The 15,769-nt window shown below is 59.5% G+C and carries 11 protein-coding genes; 1 reads left to right on the forward strand and 10 read right to left on the reverse strand.

Features of this window, described 5'->3' with window-relative positions; genetic code table 11:
- Both PLJ71_15070 and PLJ71_15075 read right to left on the reverse strand, forming a co-directional pair.
- A partial coding sequence (locus PLJ71_15070; GenBank protein ID HQM50009.1) for a GLUG motif-containing protein occupies positions 1 to 553 on the reverse strand: 553 nt, incomplete at its 3' end.
- 370 nt (positions 554 to 923) lie between these two features.
- A complete protein-coding gene (locus PLJ71_15075) occupies positions 924 to 2,288 on the reverse strand; it encodes a sodium:alanine symporter family protein (GenBank protein HQM50010.1) in 1,365 nt (454 codons plus the stop codon).
- Between the two features lie 355 nt (positions 2,289 to 2,643).
- On the opposite strand from PLJ71_15075, the gene PLJ71_15080 reads away from it, so the two are divergent.
- On the forward strand, positions 2,644 to 3,765 hold the full coding sequence (locus tag PLJ71_15080; GenBank protein HQM50011.1) for a hypothetical protein: 1,122 nt from the start codon (positions 2,644 to 2,646) through the stop codon (positions 3,763 to 3,765).
- Between the two features lie 57 nt (positions 3,766 to 3,822).
- Here PLJ71_15080 and lpxC read toward each other — a convergent pair whose 3' ends face one another.
- The 8 genes from lpxC to PLJ71_15120 all read right to left on the reverse strand — a co-directional run bounded on the left by lpxC (position 3,823) and on the right by PLJ71_15120 (position 15,426).
- Entirely contained in the window at positions 3,823 to 5,175 is a 1,353-nt protein-coding gene (lpxC, locus tag PLJ71_15085; protein HQM50012.1) for a UDP-3-O-acyl-N-acetylglucosamine deacetylase, read from the reverse strand.
- Positions 5,150 to 6,205 (reverse strand): UDP-3-O-(3-hydroxymyristoyl)glucosamine N-acyltransferase, encoded by a 1,056-nt coding sequence (gene lpxD, locus PLJ71_15090; GenBank protein HQM50013.1) that lies wholly within the window; start codon positions 6,203 to 6,205, stop codon positions 5,150 to 5,152. Before lpxD ends, lpxC begins: the two co-directional genes overlap by 26 nt.
- A 62-nt stretch (positions 6,206 to 6,267) precedes the next feature.
- The gene (locus tag PLJ71_15095; GenBank protein ID HQM50014.1) at positions 6,268 to 6,843 is read right to left on the reverse strand and encodes an OmpH family outer membrane protein; all 576 of its coding nucleotides are present in this window, start codon (positions 6,841 to 6,843) and stop codon (positions 6,268 to 6,270) included.
- Positions 6,844 to 7,131: 288 nt separating this feature from the next.
- The gene (gene bamA / locus PLJ71_15100) at positions 7,132 to 9,438 is read right to left on the reverse strand and encodes an outer membrane protein assembly factor BamA (protein HQM50015.1); all 2,307 of its coding nucleotides are present in this window, start codon (positions 9,436 to 9,438) and stop codon (positions 7,132 to 7,134) included.
- Positions 9,435 to 11,891 (reverse strand): ATP-dependent Clp protease ATP-binding subunit, encoded by a 2,457-nt coding sequence (locus PLJ71_15105; protein HQM50016.1) that lies wholly within the window; start codon positions 11,889 to 11,891, stop codon positions 9,435 to 9,437. Before PLJ71_15105 ends, bamA begins: the two co-directional genes overlap by 4 nt.
- Positions 11,892 to 11,963: 72 nt before the next feature.
- On the reverse strand, positions 11,964 to 13,007 hold the full coding sequence (locus PLJ71_15110) for a hypothetical protein (GenBank protein ID HQM50017.1): 1,044 nt from the start codon (positions 13,005 to 13,007) through the stop codon (positions 11,964 to 11,966).
- 7 nt (positions 13,008 to 13,014) lie between these two features.
- On the reverse strand, positions 13,015 to 13,536 hold the full coding sequence (locus tag PLJ71_15115; protein ID HQM50018.1) for a UvrB/UvrC motif-containing protein: 522 nt from the start codon (positions 13,534 to 13,536) through the stop codon (positions 13,015 to 13,017).
- Positions 13,537 to 13,773: 237 nt separating this feature from the next.
- On the reverse strand, positions 13,774 to 15,426 hold the full coding sequence (locus PLJ71_15120; GenBank protein HQM50019.1) for a hypothetical protein: 1,653 nt from the start codon (positions 15,424 to 15,426) through the stop codon (positions 13,774 to 13,776).
- Positions 15,427 to 15,769 lie beyond the last annotated feature (343 nt).

The raw sequence follows: 15,769 nt of genomic DNA on the forward strand, positions 1-15,769 counted from the left end.
AGTCGTTGTAGCCCACCAGACCGCCGACCTCGTAGGAGCCCGCCACCGCGCCCGTCGCGTAGCATTGGGATACCGTGCCGCCCCAGTTGTAGCCCACCAGGCCGCCGACGTTGTTTTCCCCCGTCACCTCGCCGCCATCAAGCCCGAGGTTCTGCACGACCCCGCCCGCGCCAACTGCCCCGAAAAGGCCTACATAATCCGTGCCAGGGCGGTTGATCGTAAGCCCCGTAATGACATACCCCTGGCCGTCCAATGTCCCCGTAAACGGCGTTGTCGAATCGCCGATTGGGTCAAACCCTGCGTCGCTGTTCCAGGCCGCCGTGGCCGAGGCGTCGATATCCTGGGTAAGGACGTAATCCCCGTCGAGGGGGTAGGCGGGGTCATTTCCAATGAGCTGAAGCTCTGCGATCGAGTCGATTTGGATGACTTGACCGAAAGCAGGCGCGGTATGCGCCATGCACACAGCCAGAACCATAGCCCAGAGGCATGTGAGGCACGGTGCTTTCTTGGCGTTGCGCAACGTGTGATTGGCCGATGAAGTACGCGAGATCATAAAAACCCCCCTTTGCCTGCCGCTATCCTGGCGGCAGCGTTAATGCTCCATCCGCTGGGGCGCGCCGCAATCCAGCATCTCGCTACGCAGGGATGAGTCAACGGCGCCTTAGCGACATTGCAGGAAGCAGTCCCCTTTTGGCCCCAAGAGCACCATATTCGATGTGGATAGAGGCGATTGCGCATGTTGACAGGCCCTAAACTAGACACATCTTAGAACAATTGTCTATATCTGTCAACAGGCTTCATGACACCGTTCTCGATGTGTCCCTGGGGGTGATGGGAAGGAGCCATGCGGCCTCCAAATCCAATGTATAAACGCCCGTTTCGTACCGAATCACCCGGTCGGCATGTTTGTGCTTGTTTGGGGGTTACTCTGAGAGTCGCGTGAGTTCGGATTCCAGTGCCTGAGGGTTCTGCCAGAGGGACGTGCGCGTTTCGGCTACGATGACGCCGCTCAGAAAGATCAGGGAAACGAGGTTGGGTATGGCCATGCAGGCGTTGGCGATGTCGGCGAACGACCACACGGCGCGCAGGGTTGTTACGGAGCCAATCATGACGAAAGCCACCCATAAGCACCGGTAGGGCATGACGGCCCTGGAGCCCAACAGGTATTCGGCGGCTTTCTCGCCGTAGTAGGACCATCCCAGGATGGTGGAGAACACGAAGGTCAGCAACCCGCCGGTAAGCACTACGCCGCCCAGCATGCCGAAGTCGCCGAAGGCGGCTTTGGTCAAGGCGGCGCCATCGTGGACGCCGGCCTGCCATTCGCCGGAATTGACCAGCACGAGACCGGTCATGGCGCATACGACTACGGTGTCCCAGAAGGTTCCGGTGGAAGATACGAGAGCCTGGCGCACGGGGGTGTTGGTTTGCGCGGCGGCGGCGACTATCGGTGCGCTGCCCAGGCCGGATTCGTTCGAGAAGAGGCCGCGGGCCGCCCCGTACCGTATGGCCTCCTTCATGGTGGCCCCGAGAAACCCGCCCAGGGCGGCCTGACCCGTGAACGCGCTCGTACAGATCAGCGCGATGGTGTGAGGGACCGTCGATGCATTCATGCACAGAAGGAGGATACAGCCGGCGACGTATGCGACGGCCATGAACGGAACCAGGGCCTCGCACACGCGCGCGATGGAGCGAATTCCCCCTAGAATCACGATGGCGGTCAAGATGGTCATGATAGCGCCTGTAACCCATGGGGAAATGTGAAACGTGTTGTTGACCAGCTCGGAAATGGAATTGGCCTGGACCATGTTGCCGATGCCGAAAGCGGCGACCGCGGTAAAGATGGCGAACAGAACGCCCAGCCACTTCTGGTTCATGCCGCGTTCGAGGACGTACATCGGCCCGCCGGCCATCTGGCCGTTGGCCCTGGTCACCCGGAACTTCACGGAAAGGAGAGCCTCGCCGTACTTTGTGGCGATTCCGAAGACGCCGGTCAACCACATCCAGAGCACGGCTCCGGGTCCTCCCGCGGCGATAGCCGTCGCTACACCGACAATGTTGCCGGTGCCGATTGTGGCAGCCAATGCGGTTGTCAAGGCGCCGAAGTGGCTGATATCGCCCTCCCCTTCGTTTGTTCGCTTCAGGGACAGCCGAATGGCCTTGCCCAGGTAGCGCTGGATGAACCGGAGCCGGATCGTGAGATAGACATGCGTGCCCAGGAGGAGGATGATAAGCGGCCACCCCCACATGAATCCGCTTACCGTATCCAGCAGCTTTTCGATTGACTCCATACGATTCGTCTCCATTGCCTGTGCGGCAAAACCATGCTGTTCGGGGGCCTGGACGGATGGGCTCTGTCACGGTAGAGGCTGGCTTGTGATGCCGAGCCGGCGGGCTTGCTTCTATCATAGCGCGCGCGGCGCCGTCAAGATTAAACCAGAGGAAATGAGCCGGTCTTTTCGTTCTCTTCTTGATTTTCCGGTGTTTCTGGTATGATAGGGTCTTGTGAGGCCGGGCCGCGCGCCTGCGATAGTCCGGCGCTCATGGTAATGGAACCGTGCACGCCGTTCGGGGATAATACATAGACTAGGTACTTACAAGCTGCGGGCAGGTATCAGACCGGGACGGGTGCGGCAGGAGAAACCGATGCCAGATACAAAATTCGTCATTCTAATCGCCATGGTGATGTTCACCTTCGCGTCCATTGTGACGACGTATATCAGCCTGAGCATTTCGGTGCTTCCCGAGCCCACCGTGACCATACCCATCACGCAGGACGTGAAGTGGGATTGTGCCTATTTGGCGTTGCTGATTTCGGTGGGTATCGGCCTGATGCTGTTTGCGCTGAAAGTGGCGATCATCGACGAGAAGAAGCGGCTCAACGTAGTAGGCCTTCTGGGCATGTTGATTGTGGCGTTCATCTCGATCTCGTTCAACATGGACGTGTTTTACCGCGCGGCCAACAGGGATTTTTACATCAATTACACCAATGCCCAGATGAAGAAAGTGTACGCGGACTACCTTGCGGAGGTGGAGTCGAAGCTTTCCGCGAAAAAGATGGAACTCCTCAAGCAGGTGGCCAAACAAGAGGGCGAACTGGAATCTGAGATTCGCGGTATTCGTGTGGACCCTGAAGGATACGGGCCGAAGGCGAAGAGCGAAGATTACAAGTTGACGCTGTTGCAGAAAGAGACGGAGGTCGAGCTTCGGTCGATCGAAGAAGCTCAGGCGATGAAAGCGAAGGCCGACGCGCTGCTGACGCAGTCCCCGAAAGACCTGACGGAGGTCGAGGCGCTGCAAGGCGAGCTGCAGGCCGCGGTCAAGGATATGGGCGCGAAGGCGGGGGTGCTGTTGCCGGAGCCGTACCGGGCTCAGAACCAGCTTTTCGTGGTATTTGCCAAGTTGTTCGATTTTCGCAACTCGGATTTCATGGAAATCTGCATGTCGCTTCTTATCATGGCCCTGGCGCTTCTGCTGGACCTGGGCGATATCATCGGCTACTGCATGGTCCCCGATGATCCCGAGGCCCGACGAGCCCGGAAACGCCGCGAGTACGATAGCTATGCCGGGCCGCAGGTTATCCCCGCCCCGTTGACCAAACCTCTCTTGCCGGAATCGGAATCCTCGCCTATCGACTATTACCCCGAGGATCAAAAGGAAGCTTTCTTCGCGCACAGGGAAGAGGATTACCCGCTGCCCGCTGCAGAAGCCGAGGTGGGGGGGCAGCCCCCGAGCAAACGCCCGTTCCACTTTCGCCGCAGACGGTAACCGCTGGCCCGCCTGTTTCTGCCGCCAGAACCTGCCGCCCGGAGGCGAGGATGCGGTTCAGACAGACTTGCGGGGCATGATTTGCCCGTCTTGACAGGGGGCATCGGTAAGCCCGAAACTCATCTCGGCCTCGACCGCAATGTCGTCTTCGATTCTAGCCACTGCCCGCACACGGCACGCGTTGTGCCTGAGCTGCAACATTTCCGATTCGACGATGAGCTGGTCGCCGGGCACGACCGTGCGGCGGAATCGAGCATTGGTGATGCCCATGAAATAGGCGAGTTTGCCCGCTTTTCCGTTTCCGTCGAATAGGAGTATCGCGCTGACCTGGGCCATGCTCTCGATGATCAAGACGCCCGGCATAATAGGCATATTGGGCCAGTGACCTTGAAAGAAGGGCTCGTTTACGGTCACGTTCTTGATGCCGACTACCCGTTTGTACGGGACATAGGACAGAATCCGGTCGACAAGCAGGAAGGGGAACCGGTGGGGCAGCACCTGCATGATGTTGTTCACATCCAGCGCGGGCTGGGTCTTCCCATAACTCCCCGCGAAACCAGGGTCAATCCTGGAATGGCCGTTCAACAGGGCCCTCTTCACCTGCTTGGAGAAATTCACGTGGAGGGGGTGGCCTGATTTCACGGCGATCACATGCCCCTTGATGGGCTGTCCCAACAGGAACAGGTCGCCCAATAGATCGACCAGCTTATGGCGCACAAACTCGTCCGGGAAACGGAGGTCGTCGTTCAGGATGGATTCGTCTCCAATCACGATGGCGTTCTCGAGACTTCCCCCTTTGATGAGGCCTTGTTCCTGAAGCATGCGCACCTCCCGCAAGAAGCAGAAGGTTCGGGCCGGGGCGATTTCCTTCTCGTACGTTTCGGGAGTGATGGTATATGAAGCGTATTGGGTACCCACCGCGACATGGTCGTAGGCAATAGTGACCGTGAGGCGCGTTTCGTCGGCCGGCAGCACGCTCAGCGTCTTGTCCTCGGACTTGTAATAGACGGGCTGCTTAATCTCGACATACTCGCGTTTGGCGTCTTGTTCGACGAGGCCGGCCTCTTTCAGGGTATTCAGAAACGGCAGGGCGCTCCCGTCGCCCACGGGCGCTTCATTGGCGTCCACTTCGATGTCGACATTGTCGATGCCGATACCGGCGATGGCAGAGAGCACATGCTCGACCGTATGAACCTTGACGCCGTTAATGCCGATCGTGGTACCGCGCGAGACATCCACCACGTGGTCGATGTCCGCCTTGACGGCCGGGCGGTCCGGGAGGTCCACCCGGTAGAAGGTCACCCCGCTGCCCACGGGCGCGGGTTTGAAGGTAATCGTGGTCAGGTTTCCGGTATGCAGACCAATGCCGGAAAAAGAAGACGGCTTAGCTATGGTCTTTTGACATTCCATCCCGCAGATTTTCCAATACCTCCAGGCGGCGCTGCAATTCGTGGATTTCCCGAAGAGCCTCCGGCAGCCGCCGCACACTTGCAATGATTCGTTTGTCTCGTTCGTGGTCCATGGCCGGGAAGCCAGAGACCACCTTTCCAGATGGGACAGACTTCGTAACCCCGCTTAACCCGGCAATCGTCACGCCGTCGCCGACCTCGATATGTCCCGCCACCCCCGCGCCGGCGGCGACAGTCACACCGTTTCCCAGAATAGCACTTCCCGAAATGCCTGCATTTCCGCAGATTATACAACTTCTGCCCATCTCGACATTGTGTCCGATTTGCACGAGGTTGTCAATCTTCGTGCCCCTTCCGATGATGGTGCTTCCAAACGTGGCGCGGTCAATGGCCGAATTTGCGCCGACCTCGACGTCATCCTCGATAACAACATTCCCGATTTGGGGAATCTTCCTGGGGCCATCGGGTCCTGGCAGATAGCCGAACCCGTCAGAGCCGATGACCGCGCCGCTGTGAATAGTGCAGCGCGCTCCCACGATTACCCCCGCTAAGATACTGGCATTCGGGTAGATAACCGTGTCGGCCCCGATGCGCGCGCCCGTGCCGACGTAGGCGCCTGTGTACACGCAGACGTTGTCGCCCAGGACTGCGTCAGGGGCCACGGTGACGTGGGCATCAAGCGCCACGTTTTCGCCGAGGTCAACATTTTCGCCAACAACCGCGCTGGGGTGAATACCGCGAGGCCGGGCGGCACCGGCAGCAGGGAGTTCCCGATGGAGGACGTCCAGAAAGGCGGCGTATGGGTCAGGCACTTGGATGAGGGGGATTCGCGCTACGGAGACGCTGCCGGGCACCAGGAGCGCGCCCGCCTTGGTACCCTCGAGGTAGCGCAGATAGCGGGAAGAGCTAATGAAAGAAAGCTCGCCTTCCCGGGCCTGGCGGATGCCGTTCAAGCCCGTTAGACGAACCGAATCATCTCCGATTACGATACCGCCGACCTGAGCCGCGATTTCGCCAACTGTTGCGTTCATGCGGATTCCCATCGTCTTGGCTTCTTCGTGCCCTGAGGACCAAGAAGCGAAGACGCCATCCGTTATTTGGCTTTCGCGTAAGCCTCGTTCAAAATCCGCTGTATTTCAAGGGTAATGTCAATCTTCGTGGCGAAATAAAGGACTGACGTACGGCTGTTGGGGTCCGCATCGCTTTCGAGGATCAGGTGGTAGCGGTTTTCCTCACCGTACTTGGCGATCGCCGCGTCAATATCGCTCTTGACGTTCTTAATGAGAGTGGCTGTCTTGCCATCGATCGTGGCCTGACGCGACTTGAGTTGAGCCTCGTAGGCCACAAACTCCTGCTGAATCCGGCTTTTCTCGGCGTCCCGGTCCGCTTCGGTCATGCCGTCTCGTTTCTCGAGATACGTATCCTTGGCATTCTGGATCTTGGTGGACATGGCGTCCAGCTCGTTCTGCATTGACTTGAGTTCGCCCTCAAGCTTTGCCATCTCTACCTGCTGCTTCTTGTATTCGTTGAAAACGGTCTTGCGGTCAACGACAGCGATTTTCCAGGCGGAGACGGCATCGTCTTGAGCCAGCACGCGGCTATTCAGAAGCATCAGGCCGGACAACAGGAAACCGGCCACCATACCCAGTATTACGGCACGATATTTCACGGTACGAAATCCCCTTTTCGTCGTTTTGGTTTAACTCCAGCGGGAACAGAACGCTATCCACATCGCACGCAAGCTGCACTGACCCTGCCGCTGTGGCTGATTCGGCCCCGCCGGCTTCGGGCGCACGGAAACCGAAGTATACCACCGCCTCTTAGACGTCTGCAAACCACAAACCATTCAAATGCGTATCCCGCAGACAGCCTTCCCCCTCATACAACAAGCCGGAAGCTGCTAATCTGCTGCCAGACCACGGCATGCCCGCTAACGGTGCGAGTCCCAAGAGCCCCGTTAGAATTTCAAGCCGGTCTGCAAGTGTAGACGCCCGCTGCCCTGGTCCTCGTCCGGATTGAGCGGAAATCCGTAGTCCACCCGGATTGGCCCGAGGCGCGGAATATTGAAGCCGAGACCCAGTCCAATGCTGTATTTCATGTCGCCGATATCAAAATCACTGGCGCTGCGCCAGACGCCGCCAGCATCAAGGAAAGAGTATACGCGCAGGTTCTCGGTGATTTTGTACTTGATCTCGGCGTTTTGCACCAGGCGCAACTCGCCGCCGACATAGTAGTCGTCGCCGAAGAACGTGAAGCGTTTCTCGGTAGGTCCGATTTCGCGGTAATCGTAGCCGCGGACCGTGGAGCTTCCGCCGGCGAAATAACGGAACTGTATGGGCACGTAACCGGGGTCGCCGTAATCATTGGCCCAGCCTTCGCGGGTGCGGAAGGAGAAGATCCATTTTTCATCTTTGTCAACCGGCACATACCAGATGGAGTCGTGGTCGATGCGGTAAAATTCGTTGTCGCCGCCGAGGCCTGCCAGTTCCAGCCCCAAGTCATGTTCGGAACCCCGGCTGGGGTCGAACCGGCGGTCTACCGTATTGCGGTTGATGCCCCAGAGGGTGCTGGAGGTGACGTCGCCGCCCCACTTGCGAAGTTCAGGATTCAGCACGAAACCGACGTCGTCGATGTCTATATCGCTGTAACGAAGGGCAGTGCGGGCCGTCACGTATGGGGAAAGCTGTTTGGCGAGGCGAAGCTGCGCGCCTTGGTTGGTTTCCTCATAATTGTAGCCGCTTTCGTATTCGCGGGATTCATCAAAGACGTCAAACCCGAAAGCCAGGGGATACCCGAAGATTTCGGGGTCCGTAAAGGCCAGATAGTACTGATTGCGCAGTTCGCCAACATTCAGGCGCAGCCGCAGCTGTTGCCCGGCGCCGCTGAACGTGGGCCAGTTGGCAATGTCAAAGTTGCGCAGCCGGAGCTCGGAGTAGACGCCGAACTTCTCCTCCGTGCTGTATCCGAGGCCGAAATCGAAGTTGCCCGTTTTCCCTTCGTCGACGTCGACGAGCAGATTCTCGAAGAGTTCATCGCCCGCAATGGGTTCGCGGGTAAACCGGACGGAATCGAAATACTCGGTGTTATCCAGCCGGCGTTCGCTGGCGCGCAACATGGTTCCGTCGAACCGCTCGCCGGGATAGAGCAGCAGCTCGCGCCGCACAACGTCGTCTTGGGTTACGGTATTGCCGGTGATCTTGATTTCACCGACATACATCAGTTCGCCCTCTTGAATGCGGTGAATGATATTTGTGGTCTTGGCTTCGCGGTCGAGCGTAACCTGTGGGTTCACGACGGCGTTGACGAAACCGCTGTCTGCGTAACCCTTCTGCACCAACTGGGCGTCTTCATCGACTTGTCCCACATTGTGGACATCGCCCGCCTGCACCTCCAGCAGGCCCAGCACCTCGTCGTCGTCGAACACGGCGTTGCCCGATGTATCGAGAGCGGCCACGCTGTATTCAGGGCCTTCCGCGATATGAATGGTGATATCCATCCGCTTGCCCGAGTCGTCGTAGGCGAAATCCACCTTCGGAATATCGACTTCGAGACGGCCATAGTTCTTGTATTCGGTGAGAATGCTTTCGAGATCGATCTCGAACTGGGATTCCTCGTACTTGCCCCCGAGAAACCACCACGCGCGGTCGGTCTTAACGAGTTTCTTGAGTTTTCTGCGGGAAAGGACGGTATTTCCATCGAAACGAATTTGCCGGATGCGGGCCTTTCGTCCTTCGTCGACCGCGCACGTGACATTTACGCGCCCGGGTCCGGCCTCTTCGACAACAAAGTCGACCGTGGCATTGGGGAAGCCCTTGCTTTCGTACAGTTCGAGCACGCTCTGGCGCTCGTCAGAGTAGCCCTGTTCGTCGAAAGTGCCGCCTTCGTGCCAGGACAAGGCCGCGCGAACATGGCGTGGGCGGACCTTGTCGCTGCCCACGATGCGCAACTCATTGATGATGCGCTTTTCCTCGAAAATGTAGGTGAGGATGACTTTGCCCGCTTCGACATTGGCATCGGCTTGGATGGTCGAGAAGTAGCCCAGCTCGTACAGGCGGCGCAGATCTCGAGCCACGGCCCGGGGGCTGTACGCCTGGCCTGCCTGGGCTTCGAGCTGTGCGCGCACCACCTGCTCGCTGATGCGCTCTAACCCGCTTAGACGCACCTCACCAATGGTTTGCCCGGCAAGTTCCGGGGGCTGCGCGGCAGCGCCTAGACACACAACCAGCGCTACGGCGAATCCGGGATAAATCGTAACACGTTTCAAGTAGTCACACCTTCCGCCACTGCACCGGCTGGTTCGAACACCAGCCTGTCGTCGCTTTCTGACGGCCGAACCATGATACGGGTTCCAGCGCCGAACTCCCCCTTCAACAACAACTCAGACAACGGGTCTTCAATATAGTGTTGCACGGCCCTCCGAAGTGGCCGCGCGCCATACTGCTCGTCGGTCCCCACGCGGACGATAAACTCCCGTGCACTCTCGGTGAGCACCAAATCGAGCGCCTTCTCCTTGAGTCGTTCTATCACCTCAGCCACTTCAATGTCAACAATCAGGCACAATTCGGCATGCCCCAGCCGGTGGAATACGACGGTCTCATCGATGCGGTTGATGAACTCGGGATTGAACACTTTCTTGACTTCTTCCATGACCCGGGATTCCATGCGCTTGAACTCGTCTTCGCTGCTGTCTTGCTGAAACCCCAGGGTGGTGGTATGGCCAATCCGCCGGGTGCCGATATTGCTTGTCATCACGACGACCGTATTGCGGAAATCGACTTTTCGGCCCGTGGAATCGGTCATGTGCCCCTCCTCAAGAACCTGGAGCAACACGTTAAAGACATCGGGATGGGCCTTTTCGATCTCGTCGAACAACACGACCGAATAGGGGCGGCGGCGGACCTGCTCGGTCAACTGGCCGCCTTCGTTATATCCCACGTAGCCGGGAGGCGCGCCGCCCAGACGGGACACCGCGAACTTCTCCATGTACTCCGACATGTCGACGGTGATCAACGCGTCTTCGTTTCCGAAAAGGAAGGAAGCGAGGACCTTGGCAAGCAACGTCTTCCCCACGCCCGTCGGGCCCAGGAACAGGAATGAGCCCACGGGCCGGGAGGTGCTTTTCAGCCCCGCCCGCGAGCGCTGGATGGCCCGCGCAATGCTGTCGATGGCGTCATCCTGGCCGACAACGGATTTACGAAGCTCCTCGCGCATCCGCAGCAACCGATGCGACTCGTCTTCTTCGAGCTTTGTGAGGGGGATCCCGGTCCACTTGGACACGATGTAGGCGATGTCCTCTTCGGTGACCGTCATTTCGGCCGAGTCCCGCATTTTCTCCCACTCGCGCTTTTTCTCTTCGAGGAGCTGAATCAAGTGGCGTTCACGGTCCCTCAACGCGGCCGCCCGCTCGTACTCCTGGCTGCGGATGGCAGCCTCTTTTTCCTGCGTGACCTCTTCGATGTCTTTCTCGACTTGTTTGAGTTCCGCGGGGCGGGTGGTGATCTGAAGTCGCGCCCGGCTCCCGGCCTCGTCGATCACATCTACGGCCTTGTCGGGCAGATAACGGTCGCTGATGTACTGGTTGGACAGCTTGGCGGCGGCGACGATGGCTTCATCGGAGAATTTCACGCGGTGATGGGCTTCGTACTTGTCTCGCAGCCCGCGAATGATCTCGATGGTCTGTTCGACGGAAGGGGCGTCGACCAGAATTGTCTGGAACCGCCGCGCGAGGGCGGCGTCTTTCTCGATGTGCTTGCGGTATTCGTCCATGGTGGTTGCGCCGATGCATTGGAGTTCGCCGCGCGCGAGCGAGGGTTTGAGCATATTGGCGGCGTCTACGGCGCCCTCGGCGGCGCCCGCTCCCACGATGGTGTGCAGTTCGTCGATAAACAGGATGATGTTGTCCGCGCGCCGGATTTCTTTCATGACGGACTTGAGACGTTCTTCGAACTGGCCGCGGTACTTGGTGCCGGCGACTACGCCGGCGAGGTCGAGGGTGAGCACACGGCGGCCGAGCAGAAGGTCAGGAACATCCCCCTTGATGATGGCCTGGGCCAGCCCTTCAACGATTGCGGTCTTGCCGACGCCGGCCTCGCCGATCAAGACGGGGTTGTTCTTGGTGCGGCGGCTGAGCACTTGGATCACGCGCTCGATCTCGGATTCGCGTCCGATAACGGGGTCGAGTTTACCCTCCTGGGCGAGAACCGTCAGGTCGCGTCCGAACGTGTCGAGAGCCGGTGTCTGGCTCTTCTTGCTGGTAGAGGCCTGCGGGCCGGGTTTGCCCTGATCGCCCAGGAGACGGATGACTTCTGCTTGGATCTTCTCGAGGTCGATCTTGAGGTCTTGAAGCACCTTTGCGGCGATGCCTTCGCCTTCCTTCACGAGCCCCAGGAGGATATGCTCGGTGCCGATGTAGCTGTGGTTGAAACGGCGGGCTTCCTCGACTGAGAGTTCGAGGACTTTCTTGGCCCGTGGCGTAAAGGCGATCTCATCGCTTGACGGCACGGCGTTGCCGCGCTGTACTTGCTGTTCGATTTCCATGGCGAGCGATTCGATATCGACGCCCAGGTTCTCGAGGGCCCGCGCGGCAATGCCGTCGGGCTCGCGGCACAGTCCGAGAAGAATGTGCTCGGTCCGCACATATTCGCTGCCCAAACGAGTGGCTTCTTCGCGGGCGGTACTGATAACATGCTTGGCGCGTTCGGTGAATCTATCCCACATGGTCGAAATGGCCTTTCCCTGCGTCTTTCAGCTTATCGTCCCGCCAGGTAATGTCCCGGCGGACGCCAAGGCTCACGAGAATATGCTTCGAAACAGATCGGCCCGTTCCATGCTGAGCGTAAGTTCGTCACAGTCCTGGCCGGCGCGCATCGCCAGATGCGCGGGCTGCGAAGCGTACAATGCGTAGTTCAATTGCTTGTACGAGAAGTCCTTCAGTTGTCCCATGGCAAAGCCCAGCCGGAGTGAGGAGAGGATGCCCAGTCCCTCGGCGAACTCCAGCAACCGGGCGCCCTTGGCGAGGCCGGCCGCCCTTCCGACGCGATCCTCGAGCGCGCGCGTTCCCTCTGACAGCAGATGCTGTCTCGACTGGTGCTCGCCTTCGAGAAGGCTCGAAACAAGGTGCCGGAGATTGAACTGAATCTCCTCTTCCGAGCGCCCGAGAGTGGCCGTGTTGCTGGCGATGAACACTTCGCCCAAGCCTTCGCTCACGGGTCCAAAGAATCCTTCGACGCGATGGCCGCTCTTGGCGGCTTTTTCGCTTTCGGCAAGTATCCGGTTGCTCATGGCCAAGCCGGGCAGGTGCATAACGCCAAACAGGCGAAAGCCGGTGCCGACTTCGGATAATGCGGCGCTCAGATAGCCATACTTGTCATGGAACGCGAAATCGACGGCTTGGGAGAGGACACCGTCGGCACGGCTCAGGCGGGTCCAGACCTCGTCGAAGTTGAAGCCGGAATTGCGGACCTGGAGGCGTATGTGATCGCGGCCGTTGACCATCACGCTGAAGGCCTGATCGTCGCTTACCCACACGCCGCGGGGCCTGTGGGCGCCCTCCATGTCGGGGGTAATCAGGCGCCGCTCGACGAGGAACCGCACCACCCGGGGTTCGAGGTGCTCAAGCATGAAGAATTGGCCCGTTCGGAAGATGTCGTGACCCTCCATGGCACCCAGCACGCGATCGAGCACGCTGTGAAGTTCGTCATCCGAGGCCTGGCCGGGGAAGGGCAGGTCCGCGAGATTGCGCGCCAATGAACCGCCGCACTCGATGACGATGCCCGCGTCGGGGCCCTCGCCCGACAGCCAACGTGCCTTCTTTTCGAGCAAAGTCTCCAGCATCACACATTTAACCCTTCGAGGGCGCCCCGGCGTTCAAGGCCGACTCGAGGCCCTTGATTTCGTCGCGCAACTTGGCGGCGTCCTCATAGTTTTCGGTTTTGAGAGCGCTGCGGAGCAACGCCCGCTTCGTTTGAAGCTGCATATGCAATTGTTCGCGGGAAGAGTCACGTGAGGGGATCTTGCCGCGATGGCGCAAGCCGGGCTGCATGCTCCGGAGGACGTTGGGCAAGTGTTCGGCAAAGCTGTCGTAACATACGGGGCAGCCGAGCACGCTTCGCTGTAAGGCTTCAGCAAGCTCTAATCCGCAACCGGAGCAGACAATATGGCGTGCCAGACGGTCTGTGGCCATCCGTTGATACACGTCATGGCGGGGCGTTGGGGCCGCCCCGGACATCTCGAACCCGGTACTGGCGTTGCCCTGAATCTCATTGAGGCAGCCCTGGCAGATGCTCCTGACAATGGCTTTGCCATCAATGACTTCGCTATACCGCAAAGTGGCCAGCCGCTTATGACAACGTTCGCATAACATAATCTCTTCAGCCCTCATGGGAAGTATAACACCCCGAGGGGGGGACAGTCCATGCCGTGCCGTTGGGGAAATGCCTTGCCGGCGAAGACCTGTGCCCGTCTCGGGTTCAGTGGTCGCCGCGCGCCTGAAAAGCGCCGGGGGACGTATCAGACCTGGATGCGTCCCATACGTCCCCCATACGTCCCTTGTTTTCGCGGGTCTTGGGTGTCCTTTTCTTAACCCAGCCAGATAGACAGGCTAGAAGTAAACAAGCACGGTGTACTCGTAGGCGAGGGTTGTTTCGCCGCCGGGCTGGAGTTCGAGAGTCCAGGTGAGTTCGTTGCGTTTGTTGACGGACCACACACCCTCCTCGAGCAGAGTACATTCTGGCTCGCCATCGGCTTGAACGAGGTCGCCCGAGAAGCGGCGTCGAATGAGCAGCTTGAGGGTCTCGTTACGATGGTTGCTGGCCGTGAGTTCGCCTTTAACCAGGGTTCTCTGAAAGCGGCGTCCGCCAACGACCACCGTTAGGCGCTCGCCGCCAACCTCGTTCTCGACGTTTCGCGTCCGGACGCTGAGCGCCTTGGTAATGTGGACGGTCGCGGCCTCCCCCTTGTTGGTCCAGTAACACATCTGTTGTCCTTGAAACCGGCCATCGCATGAAATCGCGACCGCGCCGGTGGTCATGGGGAAGGGCAGGGGGTTTTTGAAGCGCACGGCATCCCATGCGGCGTCCTGGTAGGCCTCGGGGTTCTCCTGGTAGCGATGTTCGGGCAGGTACTGGCCTTCGGGACCCCGGGTATCGGGGACGAGCCACTCGACGATCCGCTCGAATGGGGCTGCGGCCGAGGCGACCGGGAACGCAAGCGCATCGCCGGCTTTGAGGCCGCGCCGGCCGATGGGCTGGTAATGGATATCAGGCCCCTCGCCGAGGGGGATAGCGGACAAATCGATACCTTGGGTGGGCATAAACACGTTTGTCATGACCGCCTGCTGGGTGGCTGCCTGCGCCAAACCTGAATAGGGCCGTATTTGCTGGCTGAGTTGCTGGAAGAAGCTGGTCCATGTGGTGTTCAGTGAAAGGGGGGATGTCACATGGGCGAACTGGACGCTCGGGAACCCCGAAATGAGATACATGTCGGCGTCCTGTATGTCCTCCAGTTCGTTCTTGATTACGGCTTGCTGTTCGATGGTCAATTCTTCCTTGTTCGAGATATCGATACGGTAACTGGGCGCCCAGGCGACGCCTTTGGTCAGGTACGACATGGTGATCCGGGAAGGCGATGGGCCATCCTTGACGGTGAGTTCGAGGACGGGACGAGTCTGGCGGACGGTTTCCCGTGCACCCTGAACTTCGGCATAGGCGATCATTGAGGAGTCGGCGTAGACGCGCCCCCGCTCTGTCTGCAGCACCAGATAGCGCGGCGGCGTGGATGGGTTCGGGGAGCTGCCGTATCCGGGATTGTGCCATGAAGCCCACGGCTGGTATCCGTTTTGGGGCTGCTGGTAGTTGCGGTCCCATGCGCGCTCGGCCGTGCCGGCTTCGAGCACCGTGCCGCTTGTGGGAGGAATCTCGCCGTCGCGGAAGTAGAGGACGACTCTGGCGCCAATCCACTCGGCGTCAAGGCCGGGTCCGCCTGCCTCGGCGACGGGGACCTCAAGTTCGCGGGTGGTCATGCGCGCCTCGACCGCAGCATCGCTTTCGAGCCAGAATGTGCCATGGATGGGTTCGGGAGGGTTGGTCACGATGTAGACGCCCGGACCCGGAGCATCCACCGTACGCGTAATAACAGCCAATCCGTTTTTGAACATCCCGACGGAGGCGATCCGGCACTCGAGTTCCTGGGCTTGCGGCCACGCGGTCCCCGCCAATGCGCAGCCCACGCACAGAATCACAATCATGTTTCTCATCGCAAGACTCCTTCTCCTCTGTGTACGTTCTTTACTGAGGATAGCGCGTATGGCTGCCTGAGTTGTCACGAGAATGTAAAAAAGTCGTAAGAGATTGGGTTGCGCGCAAGAAGCCGCCCGCGCGGCCGGTTGTCAGCGGAACCCTCTCACAGCGTGGACTTGCATCGTTCGATGATAAGGAGAATAGCGCGGGAAATGGCCCCGCAGGACAGGGAATAGCAGCCGGCCTCGCCAGAGAGCGCGGATGATCCGAGCCCGGTGCCCCGGAGGCACGGGGAAATGACGGAGCTCTTGGGGTCGTCAACCGGGCAGAGGCGGACGGCCTCCGCCCAAAACACCGGCA

Source organism: Candidatus Hydrogenedentota bacterium, from assembly GCA_035416745.1.
Taxonomy (GTDB): domain Bacteria; phylum Hydrogenedentota; class Hydrogenedentia; order Hydrogenedentales; family SLHB01; genus UBA2224.